Annotated in this window: 11 protein-coding genes and 1 rRNA gene; 1 reads left to right on the top strand and 11 read right to left on the bottom strand. The window is 38.1% G+C overall.

Annotation, left to right across the window (positions count from 1 at the left end; all coding sequences use genetic code 11):
* Window positions 1-91: ribosomal RNA gene (locus BJ095_RS14090) — 16S ribosomal RNA — on the bottom strand; the annotation flags it as partial.
* Between the two features lie 663 nt (window positions 92-754).
* Window positions 755-2,254, bottom strand: coding sequence for a lysine--tRNA ligase (lysS, locus tag BJ095_RS14085; RefSeq protein WP_181418076.1), 1,500 nt, complete (start codon window positions 2,252-2,254; stop codon window positions 755-757).
* A gap of 338 nt (window positions 2,255-2,592) precedes the next feature.
* On the opposite strand from lysS, the gene BJ095_RS14080 reads away from it, so the two are divergent.
* A complete protein-coding gene (locus BJ095_RS14080; RefSeq protein ID WP_107936355.1) occupies window positions 2,593-3,072 on the top strand; it encodes a DinB family protein in 480 nt (159 codons plus the stop codon).
* A 55-nt stretch (window positions 3,073-3,127) separates the two neighbouring features.
* On the opposite strand, the gene dusB is transcribed toward BJ095_RS14080, so the two are convergent.
* The 9 genes from dusB to ftsH all read right to left on the bottom strand — a co-directional run bounded on the left by dusB (window position 3,128) and on the right by ftsH (window position 12,214).
* Window positions 3,128-4,147, bottom strand: coding sequence for a tRNA dihydrouridine synthase DusB (gene dusB, locus BJ095_RS14075; RefSeq protein WP_268968901.1), 1,020 nt, complete (start codon window positions 4,145-4,147; stop codon window positions 3,128-3,130).
* A 95-nt stretch (window positions 4,148-4,242) separates the two neighbouring features.
* On the bottom strand, window positions 4,243-4,752 hold the full coding sequence (gene folK, locus BJ095_RS14070; RefSeq protein ID WP_107936353.1) for a 2-amino-4-hydroxy-6-hydroxymethyldihydropteridine diphosphokinase: 510 nt from the start codon (window positions 4,750-4,752) through the stop codon (window positions 4,243-4,245).
* Window positions 4,745-5,116, bottom strand: coding sequence for a dihydroneopterin aldolase (folB, locus tag BJ095_RS14065; protein WP_107936351.1), 372 nt, complete (start codon window positions 5,114-5,116; stop codon window positions 4,745-4,747). Before folB ends, folK begins: the two co-directional genes overlap by 8 nt.
* 19 nt (window positions 5,117-5,135) lie before the next feature.
* Window positions 5,136-5,999, bottom strand: coding sequence for a dihydropteroate synthase (gene folP, locus BJ095_RS14060; RefSeq protein WP_107936349.1), 864 nt, complete (start codon window positions 5,997-5,999; stop codon window positions 5,136-5,138).
* Window positions 6,000-6,278: 279 nt separating this feature from the next.
* Window positions 6,279-7,208: a cysteine synthase A gene (cysK, locus tag BJ095_RS14055; protein ID WP_107936347.1), complete on the bottom strand. Its 930-nt coding sequence runs from the start codon at window positions 7,206-7,208 to the stop codon at window positions 6,279-6,281.
* Between the two features lie 127 nt (window positions 7,209-7,335).
* The gene (locus tag BJ095_RS14050; protein ID WP_107936345.1) at window positions 7,336-8,286 is read right to left on the bottom strand and encodes a peptidyl-prolyl cis-trans isomerase; all 951 of its coding nucleotides are present in this window, start codon (window positions 8,284-8,286) and stop codon (window positions 7,336-7,338) included.
* Window positions 8,267-9,151, bottom strand: coding sequence for an Hsp33 family molecular chaperone HslO (gene hslO / locus BJ095_RS14045; RefSeq protein ID WP_107936343.1), 885 nt, complete (start codon window positions 9,149-9,151; stop codon window positions 8,267-8,269). Before hslO ends, BJ095_RS14050 begins: the two co-directional genes overlap by 20 nt.
* Window positions 9,152-9,167: 16 nt before the next feature.
* On the bottom strand, window positions 9,168-9,938 hold the full coding sequence (locus BJ095_RS14040; RefSeq protein ID WP_107936341.1) for a type III pantothenate kinase: 771 nt from the start codon (window positions 9,936-9,938) through the stop codon (window positions 9,168-9,170).
* A gap of 221 nt (window positions 9,939-10,159) precedes the next feature.
* Complete coding sequence (ftsH, locus tag BJ095_RS14035) at window positions 10,160-12,214, bottom strand: ATP-dependent zinc metalloprotease FtsH (protein WP_107936339.1); 2,055 nt, start codon at window positions 12,212-12,214, stop codon at window positions 10,160-10,162.
* Window positions 12,215-12,272: the final 58 nt, after the last annotated feature.

Raw genomic sequence — 12,272 nt, 5'->3', positions numbered from 1 at the left:
GAAAAGCAAGCTTTTCTAAAGTCCGCTCGACTTGCATGTATTAGGCACGCCGCCAGCGTTCGTCCTGAGCCAGGATCAAACTCTCCATAAAAGAGAAAATTTGATAAAGCTCAAATTTTGTACCGGACATTATAAATGTCCGACAAACATCTGCTGGCATCAATTTTGATGTCCAAAATTTTGTTTCTCTAAATTAATAGAAGAAACTATGTTCATTAACGTTTTGTTGTTCAGTTTTCAAGGTTCATTTCGTCGCCATCTTTCGAACAGCAACTCTTATATTATACTTGTTAACAACTCGGTTGTCAACACTTTTTAAAACTTTTATTTCATCGCTATCAAACAGCAACTTTTAAAGTTTATCACTTCCGAAATGCACTGTCAATAAGTTTTTTTCAGAAGTTTATTTAATTTACCGTCGCGTTTTAGCGACTTTAATAATTTAACATCTTTCAAAATAACATGCAAGTGTTTTTCTAAAAAAATATAACTTTTTATAAATACCATGCAAGTTAAGCATCAGTATAGCCATTGGAATGATGTTTTAAAAGTGATTGCACAGAATTCTATCTCTATATTAATAAAACCTGTATAGCTTCAACTAAATCAATTTATTATATCTTACTAGCTAATTTAAGCATAAAGATGTTAAACTTCCGAACTCGAAACACACTCCCTAGCTCCCCTTCAAAATCAAAAAAGGAGTTGAGTGTTTAAACACACTTCAACTCCTGCTATTTATAAAAGATATCAATTAGTCACGATGGCGCATTGTTGGGAACAGTAATACGTCACGGATTGATTGAGCATTTGTTAATAACATGATTAGACGGTCAATACCAATCCCAAGTCCACCTGTTGGAGGCATACCATATTCTAACGCTTCAATGAAATCATTGTCCATATCATGCGCTTCATCATTACCTGCTTCTTTTTCTGCAAGCTGTGCTTCAAAGCGCTCTCTTTGATCGATTGGGTCATTTAATTCAGTAAAGGCATTCGCATGTTCACGACGTACGATAAATAACTCAAAACGGTCAGTGAAGCGTTCGTCCTCTGGATTTTTCTTCGCTAATGGCGAAATTTCTACTGGATGTCCGTAGATGAATGTTGGTTGAACTAATGATTCTTCTACTTTTTGCTCGAAGAATTCATTAATAATATGTCCTACTTCATGAACGGCTTTGATTTCTACACCGTGCTCTTTAGCAGCAGCTTGTGCTTCTTCCTTAGTCATAGGATTCCAGAAGTCCACACCAGTTGCCTCTTTAACTGCATCTACCATGTGTAGACGTTTCCAGCCTGGAGCAAGGTGAATAATATCATCACCATATTGAACATCAGTAGTACCTAATACTTCTTGTGCAATATGAGCGATCAGGTTCTCTGTTAGTTCCATAATATCTTTATAATCTGCATACGCTTCATATAACTCTAATAAAGTGAACTCTGGGTTATGACGTGTTGATACACCCTCGTTACGGAATACGCGACCAATTTCATAAACCTTTTCAAGTCCACCTACAATTAGACGTTTTAAATGTAATTCAATCGCAATACGAAGATATAGATCCATATCTAACGCATTGTGATGTGTAATGAATGGGCGAGCAGCAGCTCCACCTGCGATTGTGTGTAATAATGGTGTTTCTACCTCAAGGAAGCCTTGTCCATCTAAATACGTTCGCATTGCACGAATGATTTTTGAACGAGTGATGAAAGTAGCTTTACTTTCTGCATTCGTCATTAAATCTAAATAACGTTGACGGTAGCGTTGCTCAACGTCTTGTAAGCCGTGGAACTTTTCAGGCATTGGACGTAATGATTTTGATAAGAAAGTGAATTCTTCTGCTTTTACAGATAACTCACCTACTTGAGTACGGAATACATTTCCGCGAATCCCTACGATATCTCCTAAGTCGGCTTGGTTGAATAAATCATATTGTTCGTCTCCAACATGGTCTTTACGCACATAAATTTGAATTTGTCCTGCTAAGTCTTGTATATGAGCAAAGCCTGCTTTACCTTTACCGCGCTTTGTCATAATACGTCCAGCAATCACAACTTCACGTAAACTCTCTTCTAACTCTTCTTTCGAGAATTGGTCGAACTGTTCAACCACTTCAGTTGATAAGTGTGTACGCTCGAAACGGCTACCAAATGGGTCCATACCGTTCTCACGAATATTTGTCATCTTTTGGCGTCTCACCAAAAGTTGGTCGTTTAATTCTTCAATGTTTGACACGTGTTTCACTCCTTATATTTGTGCTTTGTTAGTAGAAACCGCTTAATAAGTCGGTTAGTGAGATGCTAGTATCCATAGCAACGGTCGAATCCCACCACAGCCAATTACCTACATATAATTACTTGCCTTCCACCAATAGCGTTCATTTAATCCATAATGTACCTATTGTACACAATTTCAGCATTCTATTCACCTCTTTCGGTTTATTTTGTTTGGATTCTAAAATGTTTTATTTTTCTGAATTTTTTATGTTGATGGCTCATTATTTTTCTCCAAGTTTATTTATTCCTATTTTTAAGTAGAAATATGCTAAAATTTCCACAATAACAAAAAAGGGGGATTTAATGATGTATCGTAATTTAAACGATTTTATTCAAGAATGGGAAAGAAACTGCGGGGGAACTTTAGCAATTTATAAAGCTATCATGGATGATAAAAAGCAGGTGGCTATTGTGGAAGGTCACAGTTCTTTAGAATCTTTAGCCTGGCATTTAACAACTTCTCCAGCATACTTCATGGGGCAAGTTGGTTTCTCTCTTAATGTGGAGCTTAACCCACAAAATACTCCTGCTACCATCAGTGAGATTATTAGTACTTATAGTGCAGTGAGTGAAAACATTGTAAAACTAGCTAAAGAAAATCTATCAGATGAAAAGCTTCTTACGGAAGTGAATAGTCACGGCCATCAAACTCCAATTGGCGCATTGCTTCGAATGATGGTCGATCACCAAACACATCACCGCGCTCAAATGCAAGTTCTACTTCGCCAAGCAGGCTTACCTGTTCCTGGTGTAATGGGACCAACAAAAGAAGATTTAGCAAAATAAATCATTAGAAAAAGGCATCCTCCTATCAATATTCGATAGAAAGGATGCCTTCTTATTAGATAGCCTCAGCTTTTTGCTCTTCGCCTTCAGCTAATTCGACTACGACATTTTGTAGGAGTGCACGTAATTCTGCTGCTGTTTCCATTTGGTTGATGGCATTACGGATTTTTCCGTTTCCACGAATACCTTTTAAGTACCAGGATGCGTGTTTTCGCATCTCTCGAACAGCCACACCCTCACCTTTAAGCTGCATTAAACGTTCGAAGTGAAGTAAGCATACGTCCATTTTTTCTGCAACTGATGGTTCTGGTTTTAATACACCAGTTTCAAGATACTCAACAGTTTGATAGATCATCCATGGGTTTCCTAATGCGGCACGACCAATCATTACTGCATCCACACCCGTCTCATCTAGCATACGCTTAGCATCCTGAGGTGTTTCAACATCTCCGTTACCGATAAATGGAATACTGATATTCTTCTTTACTTCCTTAATAATTTCCCAATTCGCTTTTCCTTCATACATTTGAACACGTGTTCGTCCATGCATAGCGATAGCCGCTGCTCCAGCACGTTCTGCGGCTTGTGCATTTTCTACGGCAAAAATATGCTCGTCATCCCAACCAATACGCATTTTCACACTAACAGGCTTGTCCACAGCATCGACTACAGCAGAAACCATTTCATAAATCTTATTTGGATCAAGAAGCCATTTTGCGCCCGCTTCACATTTGATAATTTTATTGACCGGACAGCCCATGTTGATATCGATAATATCTGCATTTGTATTTTTATCAACATATTTTGCAGCCTCTACCAACGTTTCCTTGTCTCCACCGAAGATTTGTAAAGAAAGTGGATTTTCACGCTCATCGATATATAACATATCTAATGTCTTTTTATTGCGCTGAACTAACCCTTTATCACTGATCATTTCAGCATATACTAAGCCAGCACCGAATTCTTTTACAGTGAGACGAAAAGCTGAGTTACAGACTCCTGCCATCGGGGCTAGTACAACTCGGTTATCCATAACAATATCACCGATTTGAAACGGCTTATTTTGTGTAGTCAAAAAACTCTCCTCCTTTTAAGGGAAATTCAAAAATCCCTACTAAACTTACTTCTATATATTAATGACGACTATTTCTTTTAAATCTGAATCAATTATTAAAACGTCTCTACATCGTTTATCGTTTTCCATTTAGTAATCCCTTCAGCCGCAAGATCCATACTATCTAGACTAGCTTTAGCCTTTTCAAGCTTAGGATTCTTAACGCTTTTAGCAATTTCTAATAATGGAACTAAAACAAAGGCCCTTTCGAACATTCTAGGATGTGGAACGATTAAGTTTTCAACTTCAATATTGTCGTTATTATAGAGCAAAATGTCAAGGTCTATAATTCGAGGACCCCACCTAATTTCACGAACGCGGCCTAACTCATTCTCGACTGATTGGCATATTTGTAGCGTCTCTAAAGCCGAATGTGTTGTTTGTATAGCTAAAGCAATATTTAAAAATGCAGGCTGTTCTATATAACCAACAGGTGCTGTTTCGTAAATTGATGAAACTGATGTTAAGGTTATACCCGACTTATTCTTTAGCAACTGAACGGCCAGCTTTAGATTTTGTTCTCTGTCCCCAATATTTGTTCCTAAGGATAAATAGACATTATTCATAAAAGCGCCCTCTTACAATTTCAACAGCTACCTCTTTATAGTGTCCTGGAATAGGAGGATCCGGTTTAATAACCTCTACCTTACAACCGTATACTTGTCCTTCGTAATCGGAGAGTATTCGTGCTGCAATATTTTCAGCAACAGCCTCAATTAATTTATAAGGCTTTCCTTCTATCACTTCTTTACAAATATCATAGACTCCGACATAGCTTACCGTGTCCTCTAGTTCATCGGTTTGCCCTGCTTTTTGAATATTGACCGCCAAGGTAACAGTTGCTCTGAATCGCTGTCCAAGAACATTTTCCTCTGGTAAAACACCGTGATAGCCAAAAAATTGCATATCTCTTAAATGTATATAATCCATTAATCGTTCTCCTTAAGTATTAGTGTCTAGCTGGCAATTCTTCATTTACTTCAAATTTGCCCATTAGTGCATCAATCATTTTGACGGTACGTGATACTTCTTTCACATCATGAACACGCACAATATGACAGCCCTTCATGACTCCGTAAGCACAAGTAGCAGCCGTTCCTTCTACGCGTTCCTCTAGAGGTAAATTTAGAATGGTACCAATCATCCGTTTACGTGACGTTGCAAGTAATACTGGATATCCAATAGCCACAAGCTCCTCTAACCGTTGCATCGTTTCCACACTTTGTTGTAGATTTTTCACAAAACCGATGCCAGGATCTACTATTATATGCGATTCTGGTACCCCAGCCTCTTTAACAATATTAATGCTCTGTTGGAGATCGTCTAAGTAATCTTCGTAGTAATTGTTATAAGACTTGCCTTTTCGATTATGCATTAAAATAATGGGTACATTGTATTCGGCAGCTACTTTGGCGATTTCAGGATCAGCTTTTGCCCCCCATATATCATTAATCATATGCGCACCAGCTTCTATAGCAGCTCTAGCTACCGCCGATTTATATGTATCAATTGAAAGAATAGCTGGCACTTCCTTTAGTAATGCTTTTATAACAGGTACTACTCTTGCAATTTCTTCTTCGTCTGAAATTCTTGTATATCCAGGTCGTGTTGACTCTCCACCGATATCTATTATTTTAGCACCATTTTCAACCATTTCTTTGGCATGCTGTACTGCTCGCTCAACGGAATTAAACTTCCCTCCATCTGAAAATGAATCCGGAGTTACATTTAAAATACCCATAACAAAGGTTTCTTTCTTATAATCAAGTTCAATATCATTAAGGACTAAAGGCTTTGGATATTTCGATAGCATCGCTTACCCTCTCTTTTCATGAAGATTGTTTTCTATGTAAATTTCAGGAAATACTTTTCCGATAAAATATTTCCCAAGCAATTAATATAAGCTAAAGCTCGGATTTATTTTACCATTATCTAGTTAAATATTATTTTAAAATGCTTATCTTTTTGGGATGAGTTCCGCTCTGGGGCATCCTAGCATTCCCAACTAAAATTAGTTTACCCTTTCCCATACTTTAAATCATACAAAAAAGCATTACCCCTAAAGGTAATGCCCTGTAATAGTTTGGTTGAATTAGTCTTCAAAGTTGTAAAGGGCTGTAGATAAATAACGCTCTCCGTTAGATGGGACGATTGCTAGAACGTTTGACCCTTTACCTAGGCGTTTTGCAGTTTCGATTGCAGCATAGATTGCTGCTCCTGAAGAGATACCTACTAGAACCCCTTCTTCGCGACCAGTTTTACGAGCTACTTCAAAAGCAGTTTCGTTATCTACTGGGAAGATTGAAGTATAAACTTCAGTGTTTAATACTTTTGGTACGAATCCAGCACCAATACCTTGGATTTTGTGTGAGCCTGGGTTACCACCTGAAAGTACTGGAGAATCTTTTGGTTCAACAGCAATAATTTCAATTTCAGGGTATTTTGCTTTTAAGACCTCACCAGCACCAGTGATTGTTCCACCAGTCCCGATACCAGCAACGAATGCATCTAATTTTAAACCGTCAAAAGCTTCTACGATTTCTGGACCAGTAGTTAAACGGTGAACCTCAGCATTTGCTTGGTTTTCAAATTGCTGTGGTAGGAAGTAGCCATTTTCTTTTGCTAAACTTTCTGCTTTAGCGATTGCACCCTTCATTCCTTCTGGACCAGGAGTTAATACTAATTCAGCACCATATGCACGTAATAATTTACGACGCTCGATACTCATTGTTTCTGGCATAACAAGGATTGCACGGTAACCTTTTGCAGCAGCGACCATTGCTAGGCCGATACCTGTGTTTCCTGAAGTAGGCTCTATAATTGTACCACCTGGTTGTAATGTACCGTCTTTTTCTGCTGCTTCGATCATCGCTAGAGCAATACGGTCTTTTACAGAACTACCTGGGTTAAAGAATTCTAATTTTACGTATACGTTTCCTTCGTTTTCCCCTGTTGCATGGTTTAATTTTACGATTGGTGTTTGCCCCACTAACTCAGCAACTGAATTTGCTAATTTACTCATTATGGTCATCCCTCTCCTTAATACCTACTATATTTATAGGTTTTATCTATTTAGTATATTACCAATTTAGGATACTTTATGTCAATAAAAATGAATTAAATATTGAGAATATTTTACTAAATTCATTCTATGACTCTCCATAAAACCAAGAAGCGTTAAATTCCTTCCAAAATGCTTCTGGTCTCACTGATGTCGGCAGCTGTTCTAAAGATAATACGCGTTCGATATGCTCTTTTACCTCTTCGTATGTAAACGACTTACCATCATTAACCTCTTTCACATAAACAATGCCGTATCGTCCATCCTTCATTACAAAAGGCTCGCTTATGTCATCGGCATTTAAATTTTGCACCGCTTGCGGTATGCTTGTGTCTATATTCTTTTGAGACTTCGTTATAAAGCCGATATCTCCTCCTAAACTAGCCGATGTCGTATCTAGAGAACGTTCACGCGCAAGAACTGAAAAATCCGAGCCTTCTTCTAGTTCTTTTTTAACACTTTTCGCATCCTTCTCTGACTCTACTATTATGATGCTTGTACGATATGTAGTTGGAATATTATAAAGGGATTGATTGTCTTCGTAATAATCAGCTACTTGCTCTGCATCAGTAACAACATCTTTCGTTAATACCTTTTCGAGAATAAGCTGAGCACGTACTTTCTGCTGTAGCTCCTCATCCGTTAACTCTTGAATTGTTGAATCCGTTTTGTCTTGAGCAGAACGTATTAGGGCGATTTCTAAATCAATCTCTTCATCTGAAACCTTAATATCATACTCTTGGGCTGCTTTTTCCATAACAGCCTCATTCACTAAGATTTGTAGTGTCTCTTTCCCGTATCTAGTTTCCATTGCCGCCATCCAGTCCTGGCGTGTTATCTTTTTCTTATCAATGGTAGCGACTACTTCATCGCCACCATCCTGTTGTTTTTCATCCGGTAAAATCCAAGAGATAAACCAAAGAATATTTCCGATCAATAAAATTGCTAATAATGTCAAAGTTGGTTTTGTTTTAAGTCTCCGTTGTGAAAGCGGTTTTTGATTTGTTTGATTTGAATAATTATTGTGCTTTGATTTCATCGATAAACCCTTCAAGCTCTTGTTGGTCGTACTGATACTTTTCTAAACAGAAATGACATTCCGCTTCCGCTTTACCATCTTCGTCGATCATTTCTTGAATTTCTTGAGCACCTAAACTTATAATTGCCGCACCAAAACGCTCTTTTGAACATTGACATTTAAACTGTACCGGAGACTTACTAAGTACTTGTACATTATTTTCACCTAGGACAACCTCTAAAATTTGCTCTGGCGTTAAACCTCTTTCAATCATTTTTGAGACTGGCTCAATGTTTTGCAAATGTTTTTCGATTGCAGAAACGGTATCCTCATCACAGCCAGGCAGCAATTGAATAATAAAGCCTCCCGCTGCTAGCACACTATTATCAGGATTAACAAGTACACCTAATCCAACAGATGAAGGAACTTGTTCAGACACTGCAAAATAGTAAGTGAAGTCTTCACCAATCTCTCCTGAAACGATTGGCGTCTGCCCGGAGAACATATCACGTAACCCTAAGTCTTTTACAACTGTAAGCGCACCTTCAGTTCCTACTGCACGACGAACATCTAATTTCCCAGCATCATTTAAGTCAAAATGGACCTGTGGATTTGTAACAAAACCACGCACTTCCCCTACTGCATTGGCATCGATAACCATTGGCCCAATTGGACCGTTCCCTTCAATCTTGACTGTTAGTTTATCTTCACCTTTTAGCATGGCGCCCATCATGACAGTTGCCGTCATAGAACGACCGATTGCTGCAGTTGCGGTTGGCCATGTATTATGTCTGCGCTGAGCTTCTCCAACTGTCTCTGTTGTTCTAGCTGCAAAAGCTCGTACATTTCCATTAAATCCTATAGCTCTTATTAGGTAATCACTCATGAAGTTTCCTCATTTCTTATTGGTTTCTTTTATAAATTACATGAAGACCTTTTAATGTTAACAAATCATCCACTATATCAATCATCGTTGTTTCATTAGCTATTAGCTTTGCTAAACTTCCTGTTGCAACGACAAGGGGCTCAGCTTTGCTATGTTCTTTCATTCGACTCACAATTCCTTCAACCTGACCTACAAAACCGAATATTACTCCAGCCTGCATTGCTGAAATTGTGTTTTTACCAATTACATTTGAAGGGCGAGCAATTTCGATACGTGGGAGTTTTGAAGCTCTCGTATAAAGTGCCTCTGTAGAGATAGAAATTCCCGGAGCAATTGCACCACCGAGATAGTCACCTTTTTCGTTAATTAAACAATATGTTATAGCCGTTCCAAAATCGATTACAATAAGCGGACCTTTGCCACCATACTCTTCCAGAGCTGCAACCGCATTGACGATTCGATCGGCACCTACTTCTCGCGGATTTTCATATTTTATATTCAGTCCATTTTTAACACCAGGACCAACTACTAACGGCTTAATATGAAAATATTTTCGGCACATTTCTTCTAATACATACATGATTGGCGGCACAACAGAGGAAATAATGATGCCTTTAATATCTTCAAAGGATAGTTGTACATGTGCAAAAAATGCCCTCACTTGCATGGCATACTCGTCTTCTGTTTTATGCCGATTGGTTTCCATTCGCCAATGATGCTTTAATCGATCCTGCTCGTATATTCCCAAGGCAATATTGGAATTACCTGCATTCAGTACAAGAATCATTTAATCACGCCCAATTTTAGTCCAATTTTTAAAAATAATATCATATTATTGGTGTATATACACAGTCATAACAATTATATCAATTGAGAGGAATTACTTCCTTTATTTGCATTAGAAAAGAAAAAAGAATACAAAAAAACTGAATGAGCATACCTTAGCATACTCATTCAGTCTTAAATCATTTAATTTATTTGTTTAAGATTGTACCAAATTAAGTAGGATCATTTTTCTCTATCTTCTTGGATACCTTCAGTCGATTGAGTTGAATCCTTTTCTTTTGGTAAATCCGTTACTGTTGGGTCTTGTGTTTGACCAACGATTTCTTTTTCTAACGATGTATTACCAGGTGTTTCGACTACTACGTCTTTAGCTTCAGGGTTTTCAGAGCTTGTTTTTGTTAATTCAACAGTTTCCTCATCGTCAACCTTTGAATAATCAGTGCGCTCTGGAAGTGTCCCATGATCTCTTAAATGCTCAATTTGTGCAGCATCTAAAGTTTCCACTTCTAGTAATGTCTTCGCGATTAATGCTAATAAATCACGTTTTTCCGTTAGGATTTGTTTTGTACGTTCATATTGATCCACGATAATCGATTGCATTTCTTTATCGATTTCATAGGCAATTGAATCAGAATAATTTTGTTCTGAGTTAAAGTCACGACCTAAGAATACGTTACCACCTTGCGTAGAACCGAACTGCATTGGCCCTAGCTTATCACTCATTCCATATTCTGTAACCATCGAACGAGCAATACCAGTAGCACGCTGGAAGTCATTATGTGCACCTGTTGATACTTCACCAAATGTAAGATCCTCGGCAACACGACCTCCAAGAAGTCCTGCGATTTTGTCTAATAACTCAGGTTTTGTCATGAAGTAACGATCTTCTTTAGGAAGCATTACAGCATAACCCCCCGCTTGACCACGAGGAACAATTGTAACTTTATGCACTTTTTCTGCTTGGTCTAAAGTTAAACCTACAACTACGTGACCAGCTTCATGGAATGCAACTATATTACGTTCTTTTTCTGATATAACACGACTTGATTTCGCTGGACCTGCAATAACACGGTCTGTTGCCTCATCAATATCCATCATATCGATTTTTTTCTTATTACGACGAGTTGCAACAAGAGCTGCTTCGTTTAATAAGTTTTCTAAATCCGCACCCGAGAAGCCCGGTGTACGATGAGCGATTGCTTTAAGATCTACATCATCACGTAATGGTTTGTTACGTGCATGTACTTTTAAGATTTGCTCACGACCTTTAACATCTGGACGACCTACAGTAATTTGACGGTCAAAACGTCCTGGACGAAGTAATGCTGGGTCTAAAATGTCTGGTCGGTTTGTTGCAGCGATAATGATAATTCCTTCATTAACACCGAAACCATCCATTTCAACAAGCAATTGGTTTAGCGTTTGCTCACGTTCATCGTGACCTCCACCAAGTCCTGCTCCACGTTGACGACCAACTGCATCAATTTCATCGATAAAGATAATACATGGTGCATTTTTCTTAGCATTTTCGAATAAGTCACGTACACGGCTTGCACCGACACCAACGAACATTTCTACGAAGTCAGAACCTGAAATCGAGAAGAATGGTACGCCAGCCTCACCAGCAACGGCACGAGCAAGTAATGTCTTACCTGTCCCTGGAGGACCTACTAATAAAATACCTTTAGGAATACGTGCACCCATTTCAGTAAATTTACGATGATCTTTTAAGAAGTCTACTACTTCTACTAGTTCAGCCTTTTCTTCATCTGCACCAGCAACATCATTAAATCGTACTTTTTTCTTTTGAGTGTCGTATAACTTCGCTTTACTTTTACCAAAGTTCATCACCTTATTCCCGCCACCTTGAGATTGACTCAATAGGAAGAAGAATAAAATGATAATAATGATGAACGGGATAATACCAGTAAAGAATTGAACCCAGCCGCTAGTTTCTGGGGCTTTTAGCCAATTAATATTAGGATTATTTGCCGCTGACTCATTAATCTTAGTCATTAAAGCTTGGTTATCCTGTGGGAGATTGACTATGAAGGTTTGACCTTCTTTATAACCTTTTAGCTCCCCTTCTACTACAAGTACACCTGCATCAGGTTGAATATTCGCCTTCTCAATTGTACCTGTTTCTAATGCCTCTAAAAACTCATGATACGTTAACTCATCTGAAGGTGTATTTCCTCCATTGAAAGTTCCAAAAATACCGATAATCACGAGAAAAATTAATAAGTAAAATATGGTGTATCGAAATATTCGATTCATCCCCAGCCTCCTCACAACATAACAGAAAAACTATAAGTAAAATCTTAACATACCATTA

It is taken from the genome of Ureibacillus chungkukjangi (assembly GCF_003217295.1).
Taxonomy (GTDB): Bacteria; Bacillota; Bacilli; order Bacillales_A; family Planococcaceae; genus Ureibacillus; species Ureibacillus chungkukjangi.
Note: the sequence above shows the minus strand (reverse complement) of the source record. Positions and strands in the feature narration are given on the sequence as shown.